We start from the raw sequence: 14,990 nt of genomic DNA on the forward strand, positions 1-14,990 counted from the left end.
TAGTGCCGGAACTTTAAAAAGGGAGGTCATCCATGACGAAGAACAAGCCGGGCTTTTCCACGCTCGCCATCCATGCGGGCGCCCAGCCGGACCCCACGACCGGCGCGCGCGTGACGCCGATCTATCAGACGGCCAGCTTCGTGTTCAACGACGCCGACCACGCTGCCTCGCTCTTCGGCCTGCAGGCCTTCGGCAACATCTACACCCGCATCATGAACCCCACGCAGGCCGTGCTCGAGGAGCGCGTCGCCGCGCTCGAGGGCGGTACGGCGGCGCTTGCGGTGGCCTCCGGCCATGCCGCGCAACTGTTGGTGTTCCATACGATCATGCGCCCGGGCGACAACTTCATCGCCGCGCGGCGGCTCTATGGCGGCTCCATCAACCAGTTCGGCCATGCCTTCAAGAATTTCGACTGGCACGTGCGCTGGGCGGACACCGACGACCTTTCCACGTTCGAAAGCCAGATCGACGATAAGACCAAGGGCATCTTCATCGAAAGCCTTGCCAATCCGGGCGGCACCTTCGTCGATATCGCCGGCATTGCCGAGATCGCGCACCGCCACGGCCTGCCGCTCATCGTCGACAACACGATGGCGACGCCCTACCTGCTGCGCCCGCTGGAGCATGGCGCCGATATCGTCGTGCATTCGCTGACCAAGTTCATGGGCGGCCATGGCAACTCCATGGGCGGCATCATCGTCGACGGCGGGACGTTCGACTGGTCCGCGTCGGGCAAATATCCCGCACTGTCCGAGCCGCGCCCGGAATATGCCGGCATGGTGCTGCATTCGACCTTCGGCAACTTTGCCTTCGCCATTGCCTGCCGGGTGCTGGGCCTGCGCGATTTCGGACCTGCCATCTCGCCGTTCAACGCCTTCCAGCTCCTGACCGGCATCGAGACGCTGCCGCTGCGCATGCAGCGCCACTCCGACAATGCGCTGGCCGTCGCGACATGGCTGAAGGGCCACGACAAGGTCGCCTGGGTCAACTATGCCGGCCTCGACGACCACCCCAACCACGCGCTCCAGCAGCGCTATGCGCCGAAGGGTGCGGGCGCCGTCTTCACCATCGGCCTGAAGGGCGGCTACGAGGCGGGCAAGCGCTTCGTGGAAGGGCTGGAAATGATTTCGCACCTTGCCAATATCGGCGACACGCGATCGCTGGTGATCCACCCGGCCTCGACGACCCACCGCCAGCTGTCCGAAGAGCAACAGGTCGCGGCGGGCGCGGGCCCGGATGTGGTGCGCCTGTCCATCGGCATCGAGGACGCCGCCGACATCATCGCCGACATCGAACAGGCCCTCGCCAAGGCCTGACGCCACGGGGCGGCCGAGCAGGCCGCCCTTACATTCCTCCCTATGGAAGACAGCATGAGCAAGGCACAACCCTTCGACATCGCCGGCGTGGAGCCGGAAACCGGCCGCCCTGCCGCCGACCGGCTGATCGCGGGCGATCCGGTCTTCACCAGCTGGAACATCGAGGAAGCCGACGGCGGCGTCTATTCCGGCATCTGGCAATCGACGCCGGGCAAGTGGCGCATACAGTATGACGAGTGGGAGTATTTCCACATCCTCGAAGGCCATTCGATCGTCACGTCCGACGAGGGCGAGGTGTTCGAACTCAAGGCCGGCGACCGCCTGATCCTGAGACCCGGCTTCAAGGGAAGCTGGGAAGTCGTTGAAACGACTCGCAAGGATTACGTCATTCGTTTGTAGGCTGACTGGACGATATGGGCGTGCACAGACTTTGCGGTTGTGCGGAGAGGTTTGGGCTCTGCGCGAGCGCATCCGTCATGAAATCTTGCGCGTGATAGGACCAATTCAACACGTTCAAGCCGTTCTCCATCTTGACGACCAGAAGACCGTGGTTGCGAAGGTAGGAAGGCGTATTCCCTGCGCTTTGCTTCCGCTCGCGGAATGTCAGGATGGAGAGATCAAAGAGGCTGGTGACGGTGCGGCTGCCGGATTGAAGGCAATAGGGACGGCCTGCGGCAGCGTCGATCGCTTTTCTGGCAACCACGTCTGCCGAGATGTAACTGAGTGCAAGCGATAGAGCGATCGCCATCGTCGCGAAAAGGCAGGTGCATCCGTACGCATCGAAGGGTCGCCCCCGTCGCGAATCTTTCAGCCCGGCGAACGCTTGATAAACAAGAATGCCGGCGGCGGCGGCAAGGGCGACAGCAAGAAAAGCGCCCGGTATTCGGGTGAATATACCCGTCTTCAAAAACAGGAGCAAAGGTACAGGCAGCCCCGCTACCGCGCCGAACACGATGTTTCCAGCAAGTGTGGGTTCGGTATCGCGCCTGTGCCTGAAAACGATAGCAAGACCTGCAATGGTGACACAGCAGAGCCAGACAGCAAACACAGCAGTGCGCGCGAACGAAGCCAGGCCAAAACGGTCGTCTGGGCCAGTATCTATGCCCAGATAAAGGCAAAGACCGCTGACGAGCGCCAGCATAAAGACGCTGCTGCGCGCGTTTTTTGTCGGCACAAAGGCGACGATCGGGATGGCGAGCGTGAGCACGACCACCATAGTGAGAATGAGCACAAAAGTACCGTCTGGCGTTATCCCTACCATTCCAGCTCCAGCGCCTCCAGACCGTGGAAGTGATAGACGTCCTTGACCACGGGCGGCGTTGCGATGCGCAGGCCGGGCAGGCGCTGGAACAGGATCGGCAGCGCGATGTTGAGTTCGAGCCGGGCCAGCGGCGCGCCGATGCAGAAATGGATGCCGGCGCCGAAGGAGAGGTTGGCGCCCTCGTTGCGATCCGGCTTGAAGACCAGGGGATCGGAGAATTTCTTCGGGTCGAGGTTTGCGGCGGCGAGGATCATCGCCACCTTGTCGCCGCGGCGGAAGCGGATACCGTCGAGTTCGACGTCCTCCAGCGCGAAACGATCGAAGATGTGCACGGGTGCGGAGATGCGCAGGCACTCTTCCACGGTACGCTCCGTCGCTTTTTGGTCGGCGAAGAGCACGGCGGGGTCGGCGCCGTTTTCCAGGATGGTGCGCACGGCGTTGCCGATCTGGTGCACCGTCGCCTCATGGCCGGCGTTCAGCAGCACGATGGTCGTGGAGATGAGTTCGTCATCGGTCAGAAGCTGGCCGCGATGTTCGGTGTGCACCATGTGCGAGAGCAGGTCGTCGCGCGGTTCGGCGCGGCGCTCGGCGATGACGCCGCGCACGTAATCCGAAAACTCCTGTGCCGCCTTGTCGGCGGCAAGCTCGTCGGCATGGGTGCGGCCGAACATGTACATGCGCACATAGGCGTGGGACCATTTGAGGAGCTGCGGACCCATTTCGTCGGGAATGCCGATCATGCGGGCGATCATCGTCACCGGCAGGATATCGGCGAAGGCGGAGAGCAGCTCGACCTTGCCGTCCTTCTCGAAGCGGTCGATGGCCTGATGGCAGAGATCGGTGATCTCGGGCGTCAGCTTCTCGATCATGCGCGAGACGAAGGCGCGGTTGACGAGGGTGCGCAGCCGGGTGTGTTCCGGCGGTTCCAGCTCCAGGAGCGACCAGGCCTCGGCCGCATCGAAATGCGCGACATGCGGCTGCGGTTCGGGAAGCCCGAGTTCCGCGCGGCTTGCCACATGGAGGATCTGCCGGCCGAAACGGCGGTCGCGCAGCAGGCCGTTCACATGGTCATAGCCCGTGAAATACCATTTCTTCTGTTCCTCCCACCAGAAGGTGGGACACTGCGCGTGGAGCGCCGCATAGACCGCGTTCGGGTCGCGGTAGAAAGCGGGATCGCGGCCATCCAGCGAAACGCGTCTGTTGGCGGCATCGATGGTGAGGAAGGGGAGATGTGGCGTCGTCATAAACGATGACGTAGCGGATTTCACAAGCCCATGAAAGCTTGACAAAACGCCTTCAACAACCGTGTCGCCTCAATCAAATCATTTCCCCACCGCGATACCCTCGCGCCGCGGGTCGGCTGCGCCTTTCAGGCCGTCGGCGATGAGTTCGATGGCGTGCAGGCCGGAGTTCATCTCGCCGATCTTCACCTCGTAACCGAGGTCCGTCAGCGGTCCGGCAAGCTTTTCCGCATCGGTGCCGGCTTCGATGTCGTAGGTGCCGAACCGGTTGATGAGATGGGGCATCGCGACGATCTCGCCGACATCCATGCCCCAGTCGATATAGGCGATCAGCGCCTGCGCGACATAGCCGATGATCTGGCTGCCGCCGGGCGAGCCGATGGCAAGCAGCGGCTTGCCATCCTTGAGGACGATGGTCGGCGACATGGAGGAGCGGGGCCGTTTGCCGGGCTCGACGCGGTTGGCGACGGGCAGGCCCTCGTCGTGGGTCTTGAATGAGAAATCCGTGAGCTCGTTGTTGAGCAGGAAGCCGTTGGTCATCAGCCGGGAGCCGAAGCCGTTCTCGATGGTGGTCGTCATGGAAACCACATTGCCCTTGTCGTCGACGATGACGAAATGGCTGGTGGAGGGCAGCTCGATGGCCGCGTCCCGGCCAAAATTGAAGGCATGGTCCCATTCCGGCTTGCCGGCGCTCACCGCATCCGCGCCGAGCGCCTCGTCGCCGTCCAGCAGCCTGGCCCGTTCGCCGAGATAGGTCTTGTCCGTCAGGCCCTTGATGGGCGCCGGCACGAAATCCGTGTCGGCGAGGTAACGCTCCCGGTCGGCGAAGGCGAGGCGCTGGGCGTCCCCGATCAGCCGCCAGCTTTCCGGATTGTCCCTGCCGAGCGCCTTGAGGTCGAAATTCTCCAGCATGCCGAGCATCTGGCCGATGGCAACGGCACCGGAGGAGGGCGGACCCATGCCGCACACGTCGAGCGCCCGATAGGCGGTGCAGACGGGCTTGCGCTCCTTGACCCGGTAATTGGCGAGGTCGGCGAGCGACAGCACGCCCGCATTCTGTCCGGCCATGCGCACCGTATCGACGATCGCCTCGGCGATGGCGCCTTCATAGAATGCGGCGGCGCCGCCATTGGCGATGGCCGACAGTGTTTCGGCATAGGCGGGGTTCCTGAGGATGGCGCCGGCCTTGAGCGGCGCGCCATCGGCACCGAAGAAATAGGATGCCGTCGGCTCGAAGGTCTTCAGCCGGTCGCCTTCGGCCGCGACCAGGGCGGCGAGGCGCGGAGACACGACGAAACCGTCGCTCGCCAGCTTCTGCGCGGGCGCGAAAAGATCCTTCCACGCCATGACGCCCCAGCGGTTGTGTGCCTCCTGCATCAGCATCACGGTGCCGGGCGTGCCGACCGAACGGCCGCCGACCACGGCATCGAGAAACGCCAGCGGCTCGCCCTTTTCGTCGAGGAAAAGCGTGGGCGTCGCTTCCATCGGCGCGGTCTCGCGGCCGTCGAGCGTGGTGATCCGTTTTGCCTGCGCATCGTAATAGACGAGGAAGGCGCCGCCGCCGAGGCCGGAGGATTGCGGTTCGACGAGGCCGAGCACGGTCTGGACGGCGATCATGGCATCGATGGCGCTGCCGCCCTCATCGAGGATTTTCGCGCCCGCCTCGGCGGCGAGCGGATGGGCGGCGGCGACCATGTGCTTCGTCGCGGTGACGATGCCGGCGGCCGCACGGCCCGTGGCGCGCTCGGGAGCGACGGTGTCGGATGCCTGCTGCGCCGGCGCGGGCGTGCCGGCAAGGGCCAGGGTTGCAAGGGCGATGAGGACGCGTTTCATGGGGATTGCCTCCGCTGGAGACGACATAGTGCAGCCGACGGCAGGGAGGAGCAAGGCGGGCGAAAGAATTCATCTTTCCTTCACCCTGTCGGCGGATCGGTTGTGGAAATCCCCGCCGCGCATTGCGCCGATTAACCGCATTCTCGCATACAGCGCCGCAAAACATGGCGCCGTCTTGAAGTCAGCCACCCTGACACTCTATGTAGGGAATACGAAACTTGCTGATTCCCAACGCTTGGGCGAGGGTTTCAGGGCACTTGAGATGAAGGATTGATATGAGAAATCCCGTAGATACCGCCATGGCTCTGGTGCCGATGGTCGTCGAGCAGACCAACCGCGGCGAGCGTTCCTACGACATCTATTCGCGTCTCCTCAAGGAGCGCATCATCTTCCTGACCGGTCCGGTGGAAGATCACATCGCCACGCTGGTGTGCGCGCAGCTTCTCTTCCTCGAGGCCGAAAACCCGAAGAAGGAAATCGCGCTCTACATCAATTCGCCGGGTGGCGTCGTCACCTCGGGCATGGCGATCTACGACACGATGCAGTTCATCAAGCCGGCCGTGTCGACGCTGTGCATCGGCCAGGCGGCCTCCATGGGCTCGCTGCTTCTGGCCGCCGGCCACAAGGACATGCGTTTCGCCACCCCAAATGCGCGCATCATGGTGCACCAGCCTTCGGGCGGCTTCTCCGGCCAGGCCTCGGACATCGAGCGCCACGCCAGGGACATCCTCAAGATGAAGCGCAAGCTCAACGAGGTCTATGTCAAGCATTGCGGCCGCACCTACGAGGAAGTGGAACAGACGCTCGACCGCGACCATTTCATGAGCGCCGACGAGGCGAAGGACTGGGGCCTGGTCGACCGCGTCATCACCAGCCGCGAGGCGATCGAGGGTGTCGAAGGCGCGTAATGTCATGGTTTTGCCGCGGATGAAGCTATTGTGACACATTTGTAAGGTGCACGGGGCTTTATCCCGGCGGCAAAGCCGCTAATATTGGCCGTTAATGCTATGGTGATTTGTGAGAGCCTAGCATTCGGTATTTCGGTGGGGGATTCGTTGCCACCGGCCAGGACTGTTTCGTCCCGTTCGGTTAGTACCCCCTAAGCCTTGACGGGCTGCGCTTTCCCGAGCGTTCCGGAAAAGGCGGTTTGAGTGTCCGGCCATCTTGCGAGGGGTGGACGGCGTGCTGGAAGGAAAGTGATATGAGCAAGGTCAGCGGCAGCAACGGCGGCGACTCCAAGAATACCCTCTACTGCTCCTTCTGCGGCAAGAGCCAGCACGAGGTCCGCAAGCTTATTGCCGGGCCGACCGTGTTCATCTGCGATGAATGCGTGGAATTGTGCATGGACATCATCCGCGAGGAGAACAAGACCTCGATGGTGAAATCCCGCGACGGCGTTCCCACGCCCCAGGATATCATCAAGGTCCTCGACGAATATGTCATCGGCCAGCAGCAGGCCAAGCGCATCCTCTCGGTCGCGGTGCACAACCACTACAAGCGCCTGGCGCACGCCGCCAAGGGCTCGGACGTTGAACTGGCCAAGTCGAACATCATGCTGGTCGGCCCGACGGGCTGCGGCAAGACGTACCTTGCCCAGACGCTCGCCCGCATCATCGACGTGCCGTTCACCATGGCCGACGCCACGACGCTGACCGAAGCCGGCTACGTCGGCGAGGACGTGGAAAACATCATCCTCAAGCTCCTGCAGGCGGCCGACTACAATGTCGAGCGTGCGCAGCGCGGCATCGTCTATATCGACGAAGTCGACAAGATCTCGCGCAAGTCCGACAATCCGTCGATCACGCGTGACGTCTCGGGCGAGGGCGTGCAGCAGGCGCTTCTGAAGATCATGGAGGGCACGGTTGCCTCGGTGCCCCCGCAGGGCGGCCGCAAGCATCCGCAGCAGGAATTCCTGCAGGTCGACACGACGAACATCCTGTTCATCTGCGGCGGCGCCTTTGCCGGCCTCGACAAGATCATCTCCGCCCGCGGCGAGAAGACCTCGATCGGCTTCGGCGCGATGGTGCGCGCACCGGAAGATCGCCGCGTCGGCGAGGTCCTGCGCGAACTGGAGCCGGAAGACCTGGTCAAGTTCGGCCTCATCCCGGAGTTCATCGGTCGTCTGCCGGTCCTGGCGACGCTCGAGGATCTCGACGAGGATGCGCTGATCCAGATCCTGTCGGAGCCGAAGAACGCGCTCGTCAAGCAGTACCAGCGCCTGTTCGAGATGGAAGACGTCGAACTGACCTTCCACGAGGACGCGCTGCGCGAGATCGCCCGCAAGGCCATCGTCCGCAAGACGGGCGCCCGCGGCCTTCGCTCGATCATGGAGAAGATCCTGCTCGACACGATGTTCGAACTGCCGGAACTGGAAGGCGTGCGCGAAGTCGTCATTTCCGACGAAGTCGCCAAGGGCACCGCCCGGCCGCTCTACATCTACTCCGAGCGCGCCGACGAGAAGGCCAACGTTTCGGCCTGATCCGTCGCAGCATTTCAGACAGAGGACCCGCCCGGCAACGGGCGGGTCTTTTCATGTGAGCCCTCAGCGATCGTAGGCTGCGATGGCGGCGGGCAGGGCGGCGGTGACGCCGTTGCCGACCGCCGGCAGGCCCGTCAGGACGGCGCTTATGACGTCCTCGCGGCTTGCGCCGGCCGCCTTTGCTTCCGCCACATGGAAGGCAAGCCCGCTTTCGAGCCGGACGGCCGCGAGCACGGCGATATAGGCGAGCGACTGGGTCTTGGCGTCGAGCGCGGAAGCCGCGCCGAGTTTCGCCACGGCCTCCAGCCAGGCCTGGCTGTGCGCGGGCGCGTCCTTCATGAATGTCTGGAATGCGTTGCTGACGAGAGACGTGTCGTTCACGGGCGATCCTTTCCTGCTCTGCTCGCCGATACTCTGGCACATCGAGCGCCGGCCCGTCTTGCGACAGGTCAAGACGCACGGTTTTCCGGGTATCGCGAAACGGCTGCGCGCTACATTTCGTGATTGGCCGCTTGCGCCCGGAAAGGGCATGATGCAAGGCAGGCGATATCGCGGGAGGCCGTTGCGAAACGCGGCGCGGCAGGCGAATATGGAAGACCGCGAATCTGCCTGCCAATGCCTCGGTGGCGCCGTCGGTGGGAAGACCGCAAGGTCCGCGACAGCGCGGAGGACTAGTGTTCCTGATGTTCGTTCGTCTGGTCGGCGACTGGAAGGGGGCTCCCTGTCGCCGGGCTTGAAAAAGCGTTAACCGCACGCCACTTGTGGATGGAAAAGATCGCCGGCCCGGTGCCTTGAGGTGCCGATCGGTCCGGTTCCCGGAAACGGGACGTTTGAAAGGAAATGACATGACGAAAAAGACGTCTGCGCCGCACGAATCCACGGCCTTCCCGGTCCTGCCCCTGCGCGACATCGTGGTGTTCCCGCACATGATCGTGCCGTTGTTCGTCGGTCGCGAGAAGTCGATCCGTGCGCTGGAAGAGGTCATGGGCACCGACAAGCAGATCATGCTTGCCACCCAGATCAACGCCTCCGACGACGATCCGGAAACCGACGCCATCTACCGCATCGGCACCGTGGCCAACGTTCTCCAGCTTCTGAAGCTGCCCGACGGCACCGTGAAGGTGCTGGTCGAAGGCCGCGCGCGCGCCGAAATCGACGGCTATACCGATCGCGAGGAATTCTACGAAGCCACGGCCCACGTCCTGGTGGAGCCGGATGAGGACCCGGTCGAGATCGAGGCGCTGTCGCGCTCGGTCGTCTCCGAGTTCGAGAACTACGTCAAGCTCAACAAGAAGATCTCTCCCGAGGTCGTCGGTGCCGCAAGCCAGATCGAGGACTATTCGAAGCTCGCCGACACGGTCGCCTCGCACCTGTCCATCAAGATCGTCGAGAAGCAGGAAATGCTCGAGACGACGAGCGTCAAGCTGCGGCTTGAAAAGGCGCTCGGCTTCATGGAAGGCGAGATTTCCGTCCTGCAGGTCGAAAAGCGCATCCGCTCGCGTGTCAAACGCCAGATGGAGAAGACCCAGCGCGAGTACTACCTCAATGAACAGATGAAGGCGATCCAGAAGGAGCTCGGCGACGGCGAGGACGGCCGTGACGAGATGGCCGAACTGGAAGAGAAGATCGCCAAGGTCAAGCTCTCCAAGGAGGCCCGCGAAAAGGCGGATGCCGAGCTGAAGAAGCTGCGCCAGATGAGCCCGATGTCGGCGGAAGCCACCGTCGTGCGCAACTATCTCGACTGGCTCACGGGTATTCCGTGGGGCAAGAAGTCGAAGATCAAGACCGACCTCAACGCGGCGGAAAAGATCCTCGACGAGGACCATTTCGGTCTCGACAAGGTCAAGGAGCGCATCGTCGAGTATCTCGCCGTGCAGGCCCGCTCGACCAAGATCAAGGGCCCGATCCTGTGCCTCGTCGGCCCTCCGGGCGTCGGCAAGACTTCGCTCGCCAAGTCGATCGCCAAGGCGACCGGCCGTGAGTATATCCGCATGGCGCTCGGCGGCGTGCGCGACGAGGCCGAGATCCGCGGTCACCGCCGCACCTATATCGGCTCGATGCCCGGCAAGGTCATCCAGTCGATGAAGAAGGCCAAGAAGTCCAACCCGCTCTTCCTGCTCGATGAGATCGACAAGATGGGCATGGATTTCCGCGGCGACCCGTCTTCGGCCCTGCTCGAGGTGCTGGATCCGGAACAGAACTCGACCTTCATGGATCACTACCTGGAAGTCGAATACGACCTGTCCAACGTCATGTTCGTGACGACGGCGAACACGCTGAACATTCCGGCCCCCCTGATGGACCGCATGGAAGTGATCCGCATCGCCGGCTACACGGAAGAAGAAAAGCTGGAAATCGCGAAAAGGCACCTGCTGCCCAAGGCGATCCGCGACCACGCTCTGCAGCCGAAGGAGTTTTCGGTCACCGACGGCGCGCTGATGGCGGTCATCCAGCAGTACACCCGCGAAGCCGGTGTGCGTAACTTCGAGCGTGAACTGATGAAGCTCGCCCGCAAGGCGGTGACCGAGATCATCAAGGGCAAGGCGCAGAAGGTCGAGGTCACGGCTGACAACATCCATGACTTCCTGGGCGTTCCGCGCTTCCGCCACGGCGAAGCCGAGCGTGAGGATCAGGTCGGCGTCGTCACGGGTCTTGCCTGGACGGAAGTCGGCGGCGAACTGCTTACCATCGAAGGCGTCAGCCTGCCGGGTGGCAAGGGCCGCATGACGGTCACGGGCAACCTGAAGGACGTGATGAAGGAATCGATCTCGGCAGCGGCATCCTATGTCCGCTCGCGTGCCGTCGATTTCGGCATCGAGCCGCCGCGCTTCGACAAGACCGACATCCACGTGCACGTGCCGGAAGGCGCGACGCCGAAGGACGGTCCGTCGGCCGGTATCGCCATGGCGACCGCCATCGTTTCCATCATGACCGGCATTCCGGTCTCGAAGGATATCGCGATGACGGGCGAAGTGACGCTGCGTGGCCGGGTGCTGCCGATCGGCGGTCTCAAGGAAAAGCTGCTCGCGGCCCTTCGCGGCGGCATCAAGAAGGTTCTGATCCCGGAAGAGAACGCCAAGGATCTGGCTGACATCCCGGACAATGTGAAGAACAACATGGAGATCGTTCCGGTCTCGCGCATGGGCGAGGTCATCGAGCATGCGCTGCTGCGCAAGCCCGAGCCGATCGAGTGGGACGGAACGGCCGAAGCGGCCAAGGTTCCGGCCGTCGAATCGTCCGAAGATGGCGCCGGAACGGTCGCGCATTGAGGCCTTACGCCGGCTAAAGACCCCGGCTTTTGGACCCGAAACTGGAAAAGACCGGCCCTCTGGCCGGTCTTTTTCGTTGAAAAGCGTGTGTAAAGCCCGGATTCTCAGGCGATTGCGACGAAATTTTCTTGCGAGGCGAGGGGTGATGCGTATTCTGCCCCCGACTTGTATGAGTCGTTTCAAACCGTATGAAAGGGGTGGAAACATGAACAAGAATGAACTCGTATCCGCGGTCGCTGAAAAGTCGGGCCTGTCGAAGACGGATGCAGCATCGGCTGTCGACGCCGTATTCGAAACCATCCAGGGCGAACTCAAGAACGGCGGCGACGTTCGTCTCGTCGGTTTCGGCAATTTCTCCGTATCGCGTCGTGAAGCTTCGAAGGGCCGCAACCTTTCGACCGGCGCCGAGATCGAGATCCCGGCTCGCAACGTGCCGAAGTTCTCGGCCGGCAAGGGCCTGAAGGACGCCGTCAACGGCTGATCCTCAGGTCGGGCAGAGCGGTTATCCACTCCGCCGCAATACCTGACATTCAGGGTCGGGGTCCGGTTCGTCCGGGCCCCTTTTTATTTGCGGGCTGTCATGTCTCTGTAACAGGAAGGCCGCAGAACCGCCGGGTTCCATTCAACCGGATTCCGGAGGATCCCATGAAAACCCGTTCGCTCACCGCCGCCCTGGCAGCCGTGCTGGCCGCATCCGTGGCTCCGGCCGCAAGCGCCGAGCCCGTCTTCAACCGCATCGCTTCCTTTGCCGTCGCCGATAATTTGCCAGACGGCGCCGACACGGCGACGCCCACCTCGGCCGAGATCATCGCCGCGACCGAGGACGGCAACACGCTGGTCTATTCCGACAGCCCGAACAAGGCGATCGGCTTCGTCGATATCACCGATGCGAAGGCGCCGAAGGCCGGCGGCTCCGTCAGGCTCGAGGGCGAGCCGACGTCGGTGACCGTGGCCGGCGCCAAGGTGCTCGTCGCCGTCAACACGCGTGAAAGCTACACCAATCCCTCGGGCGTGCTGGCCCAGGTGGATCTCGCTTCGAAGACCGTCGAGGCGACCTGCGATATCGGCGGCCAGCCGGACTCCATCGCGCTCAACAAGGACAAGACGATCGCCGCCATCGCCATCGAGAACGAGCGTGACGAGGACGTGAACGACGGCGCGCTGCCGCAGATGCCGGCCGGCGACCTGGTGCTCCTCTCCGTCAAGGACGGCGTGGTCGATTGCGGCTCGCTCAAGCGCGTGGACCTGGCCGGGCTTGCCGAAGTCGGCGGCGAGGATCCGGAACCGGAATTCGTATCCTTCAACAGCCTGGACGAAGTGGCCGTCACGCTCCAGGAGAACAACCATATCGTCGTCGTCGACGCCAGGACCGGCTCGGTGAAGAGCCATTTCTCCGCCGGCACCGTCAACCTTGAAGGTATCGACACCAAGAAGGACGGCGCGCTGAAATTCACCGGCGAGATGAAGGATGTCGCACGCGAGCCCGACGCCGTGAAGTGGCTGGACGACGACCGCCTGGTGGTCGCCAACGAGGGTGACTGGAAGGGCGGCGCGCGCGGCTTCACCATCTTCGACAAGCAGGGCAAGGTTCTCTACGAGAATGGCGCGGCCTTCGAGCGTGAGATCGTGAAGATCGGCCACTATCCCGACAAGCGAAACAAGAAGGGCATCGAACCGGAAGGCCTGGAAGCGGCGAGGTTCGGCGAGGACAACCTGTTCTTCGTGCTGGCCGAACGCGCCTCCATCGTCGGCGTCTACAAGGATACCGGCGGCGAGCCCGCGCTTCTCCAGCTTCTGCCCTCCGGCATCGCACCGGAAGGGGCCGTCGCCATTCCGGCACGCAACCTGTTCGTGACGGCCAACGAGGCCGATCTGGTCGAGGACGGCGGCGCGCGCTCGCATGTCATGATCTACGAGCGCGGGGAAGGCGAGGCGGCCTATCCGCAACTGGTCTCGACGGAAAAGGACGGCGAACTGATCGGCTTCGGCGCGCTATCGGGCCTTGCACCCGTGCCGGGAAAGCCGGGCTTCGTGTATGCCGTGAACGATTCTTTCTACGCCTCGCAGCCGACCATCTTCACGATCGACGCCACGGCGAAGCCGGCGAAGATCGTCGACGCGCTGCGCATAACGCGCAACGGCGCGGCAGCGCAGAAACTCGACATCGAAGGTATCACGCCCGACGGCGAGGGCGGCTTCTGGCTGGCCAACGAGGGCGACGCCGACAAGCTCTACAGCCATGCCATCATCAACGTGAACGCCAAGGGCGAGATCCAGACGGAAATCGCCATTCCCGCGGAGCTGCGCGCCCATGAAAAACGCTTCGGCTTCGAGGGCATCACCAGCGTCGGCGAAGGCGACGACACGGTGATGTGGATGGCCGTGCAGCGGGAATGGGGCGACGACGAGAAGGGCTTCGTCAAGCTCGTCTCCTACAAGCCGTCGTCCAAGGAATGGGGCGCGGTGCGCTACCCGCTCGAAAAGGCCGAAGCCGGCTGGGTCGGCCTGTCGGAAATCACCGCCAGCGGCGACTACGCCTATGTGATCGAGCGCGACAACCAGGTCGGACAGGCCGCGAAGCTGAAGAAGCTCTTCCGCGTGGCGCTTGCCGACCTGAAGCCGGCCAAGCTGGGCGGTGACCTGCCGGTCGTGAAGAAGGAAGAGGTCCGCGACCTCATTCCCGACCTCAAGGCCACCAACGGCTATGTCGTGGACAAGGTCGAGGGCTTCACCATCGACGCCGCCGGCAACGGCTTCGTCGTCACCGACAATGACGGCGTGGACGATTCCTCCGGTGAGACGCTGTTCTTCGGCATCGGGCCGATCAACACCATGTAAGCAGGGCGACCCGGCGCTGTCTCTCCGGAGGGGAGGCGGCGGGTGGCCGGACCCAAAAGAAAAGGCCGGGGTCTTTCGATCCCGGCCTTTCGGTTTTCATGATGTTCAAACTAGACGGCGTCCTGCAGGGAACGCTGGGGTGCGGCGTCGAGATCGCCGGCACGCTTGTCTCTTTCCCGTTGCAGCTCTTCGGTCTTCTCGCTGAGACAGCGGATGATTTCCTTCATATGCTGCTTCTGGTCTTCGGTCAGTGCACTGAAGATGGCTTCGATCGTCTTGTGCTGCGGCTGCTGGGCGGCGGAGATGACCGTGCGGCCCATATCCGTGATCGAGACGATCTTGGCACGGCGGTCCTTCGGATCGGGCTCGCGCATGACGAGCTTGTCACGCTCGAGACCATCGATCGCTTCCGTCACCGTCCTGGGTGCGAAACCAAGCGCGCAGGCGATATCCGTCGACCGCTGGGGGCCCTGACATTCCAGAAGAAGCAGGAACTTGCTGCGGGCGAGCGACACGCCTTCGTCCATCATGCACTCGTTCACCAGGCGGCTGACCTGATGGTAGAGTTTGAACATGCCTTGGGAGATTTCTATCGTGCTACTCATGAGGGGAAATATAGGTATTATGAGGGACCATGTCAAATGATCACGAAGTTTTTCGGATAATTTGATCATATATATTGAACGATGGCTGTAAATGCGGACGGTCAGGTAAAATGCCGCTTTTCGAGGATTTTCCCGGCCTGGCGGTAAC

The 14,990-nt window shown here is 62.9% G+C and carries 13 protein-coding genes; 8 read left to right on the forward strand and 5 right to left on the reverse strand.

What is annotated here, in order from left to right; all coding sequences use genetic code 11:
• The first annotated feature begins 32 nt into the window (after nt 1–32).
• Together B5M41_RS20865 and B5M41_RS20870 are read left to right on the forward strand one after the other, a co-directional pair.
• Complete coding sequence (locus B5M41_RS20865; RefSeq protein ID WP_134650944.1) at nt 33–1,316, forward strand: O-acetylhomoserine aminocarboxypropyltransferase; 1,284 nt, start codon at nt 33–35, stop codon at nt 1,314–1,316.
• 54 nt (nt 1,317–1,370) lie between these two features.
• The gene (locus B5M41_RS20870; RefSeq protein ID WP_134650945.1) at nt 1,371–1,715 is read left to right on the forward strand and encodes a cupin domain-containing protein; all 345 of its coding nucleotides are present in this window, start codon (nt 1,371–1,373) and stop codon (nt 1,713–1,715) included.
• Here B5M41_RS20870 and B5M41_RS20875 read toward each other — a convergent pair.
• The 3 genes from B5M41_RS20875 to ggt form a co-directional block, all read right to left on the reverse strand.
• A complete protein-coding gene (locus tag B5M41_RS20875) occupies nt 1,702–2,577 on the reverse strand; it encodes a hypothetical protein (RefSeq protein ID WP_134650946.1) in 876 nt (291 codons plus the stop codon). The genes B5M41_RS20870 and B5M41_RS20875 overlap by 14 nt on opposite strands.
• The gene (locus tag B5M41_RS20880; protein WP_134650947.1) at nt 2,571–3,821 is read right to left on the reverse strand and encodes a cytochrome P450; all 1,251 of its coding nucleotides are present in this window, start codon (nt 3,819–3,821) and stop codon (nt 2,571–2,573) included. Before B5M41_RS20880 ends, B5M41_RS20875 begins: the two co-directional genes overlap by 7 nt.
• A gap of 78 nt (nt 3,822–3,899) precedes the next feature.
• Nucleotides 3,900–5,651 carry a gamma-glutamyltransferase gene (gene ggt, locus B5M41_RS20885; RefSeq protein ID WP_134650948.1) on the reverse strand — a complete coding sequence of 584 codons (1,752 nt, stop codon included), beginning with the start codon at nt 5,649–5,651 and terminating at the stop codon, nt 3,900–3,902.
• Here ggt and B5M41_RS20890 point away from each other — a divergent pair.
• The 3 genes from B5M41_RS20890 (at nt 5,650) to clpX (ending at nt 8,130) form a co-directional block, all read left to right on the forward strand.
• Nucleotides 5,650–5,925: a hypothetical protein gene (locus tag B5M41_RS20890; protein WP_134650949.1), complete on the forward strand. Its 276-nt coding sequence runs from the start codon at nt 5,650–5,652 to the stop codon at nt 5,923–5,925. The genes ggt and B5M41_RS20890 overlap by 2 nt on opposite strands.
• A gap of 1 nt (nt 5,926) precedes the next feature.
• Nucleotides 5,927–6,559 carry an ATP-dependent Clp endopeptidase proteolytic subunit ClpP gene (gene clpP, locus B5M41_RS20895; protein ID WP_134650950.1) on the forward strand — a complete coding sequence of 211 codons (633 nt, stop codon included), beginning with the start codon at nt 5,927–5,929 and terminating at the stop codon, nt 6,557–6,559.
• A gap of 293 nt (nt 6,560–6,852) precedes the next feature.
• The gene (gene clpX / locus B5M41_RS20900; protein ID WP_134650951.1) at nt 6,853–8,130 is read left to right on the forward strand and encodes an ATP-dependent Clp protease ATP-binding subunit ClpX; all 1,278 of its coding nucleotides are present in this window, start codon (nt 6,853–6,855) and stop codon (nt 8,128–8,130) included.
• A gap of 63 nt (nt 8,131–8,193) precedes the next feature.
• Here clpX and B5M41_RS20905 read toward each other — a convergent pair whose 3' ends face one another.
• Nucleotides 8,194–8,511 carry a carboxymuconolactone decarboxylase family protein gene (locus B5M41_RS20905; RefSeq protein WP_413713185.1) on the reverse strand — a complete coding sequence of 106 codons (318 nt, stop codon included), beginning with the start codon at nt 8,509–8,511 and terminating at the stop codon, nt 8,194–8,196.
• A 464-nt stretch (nt 8,512–8,975) separates the two neighbouring features.
• On the opposite strand from B5M41_RS20905, the gene lon reads away from it, so the two are divergent.
• The 3 genes from lon (at nt 8,976) to B5M41_RS20920 (ending at nt 14,237) form a co-directional block, all read left to right on the forward strand.
• Nucleotides 8,976–11,399, forward strand: a complete 2,424-nt coding sequence (gene lon, locus B5M41_RS20910; protein ID WP_134650953.1) for an endopeptidase La — start codon at nt 8,976–8,978, stop codon at nt 11,397–11,399.
• 205 nt (nt 11,400–11,604) lie between these two features.
• The gene (hupB, locus tag B5M41_RS20915) at nt 11,605–11,880 is read left to right on the forward strand and encodes a DNA-binding protein HupB (RefSeq protein WP_023516583.1); all 276 of its coding nucleotides are present in this window, start codon (nt 11,605–11,607) and stop codon (nt 11,878–11,880) included.
• 164 nt (nt 11,881–12,044) lie between these two features.
• Nucleotides 12,045–14,237 (forward strand): esterase-like activity of phytase family protein, encoded by a 2,193-nt coding sequence (locus B5M41_RS20920; protein WP_134650954.1) that lies wholly within the window; start codon nt 12,045–12,047, stop codon nt 14,235–14,237.
• A 110-nt stretch (nt 14,238–14,347) separates the two neighbouring features.
• Here the strand turns inward: B5M41_RS20920 and B5M41_RS20925 are convergent, their stop codons facing one another.
• The gene (locus tag B5M41_RS20925) at nt 14,348–14,842 is read right to left on the reverse strand and encodes a MarR family winged helix-turn-helix transcriptional regulator (protein ID WP_134650955.1); all 495 of its coding nucleotides are present in this window, start codon (nt 14,840–14,842) and stop codon (nt 14,348–14,350) included.
• Nucleotides 14,843–14,990: the final 148 nt, after the last annotated feature.

Origin of the sequence: Shinella sumterensis (assembly GCF_004514425.2) — a bacterium.
In the GTDB taxonomy this organism is placed as follows: domain Bacteria; phylum Pseudomonadota; class Alphaproteobacteria; order Rhizobiales; family Rhizobiaceae; genus Shinella; species Shinella sumterensis.

What these genes read in the sequence shown, in the direction of transcription:
- B5M41_RS20925 (WP_134650955.1), bottom strand. Translation starts at nt 14,842, where the DNA reads ATGAGTAGCACGATAGAAATCTCCCAAGGCATGTTCAAACTCTACCAT.
- B5M41_RS20880 (WP_134650947.1), bottom strand. Translation starts at nt 3,821, where the DNA reads ATGACGACGCCACATCTCCCCTTCCTCACCATCGATGCCGCCAACAGA.
- lon (WP_134650953.1), top strand. Translation starts at nt 8,976, where the DNA reads ATGACGAAAAAGACGTCTGCGCCGCACGAATCCACGGCCTTCCCGGTC.
- ggt (WP_134650948.1), bottom strand. Translation starts at nt 5,651, where the DNA reads ATGAAACGCGTCCTCATCGCCCTTGCAACCCTGGCCCTTGCCGGCACG.
- B5M41_RS20920 (WP_134650954.1), top strand. Translation starts at nt 12,045, where the DNA reads ATGAAAACCCGTTCGCTCACCGCCGCCCTGGCAGCCGTGCTGGCCGCA.
- B5M41_RS20870 (WP_134650945.1), top strand. Translation starts at nt 1,371, where the DNA reads ATGAGCAAGGCACAACCCTTCGACATCGCCGGCGTGGAGCCGGAAACC.
- B5M41_RS20875 (WP_134650946.1), bottom strand. Translation starts at nt 2,577, where the DNA reads ATGGTAGGGATAACGCCAGACGGTACTTTTGTGCTCATTCTCACTATG.
- B5M41_RS20865 (WP_134650944.1), top strand. Translation starts at nt 33, where the DNA reads ATGACGAAGAACAAGCCGGGCTTTTCCACGCTCGCCATCCATGCGGGC.
- clpX (WP_134650951.1), top strand. Translation starts at nt 6,853, where the DNA reads ATGAGCAAGGTCAGCGGCAGCAACGGCGGCGACTCCAAGAATACCCTC.
- B5M41_RS20890 (WP_134650949.1), top strand. Translation starts at nt 5,650, where the DNA reads ATGGGGATTGCCTCCGCTGGAGACGACATAGTGCAGCCGACGGCAGGG.
- clpP (WP_134650950.1), top strand. Translation starts at nt 5,927, where the DNA reads ATGAGAAATCCCGTAGATACCGCCATGGCTCTGGTGCCGATGGTCGTC.
- hupB (WP_023516583.1), top strand. Translation starts at nt 11,605, where the DNA reads ATGAACAAGAATGAACTCGTATCCGCGGTCGCTGAAAAGTCGGGCCTG.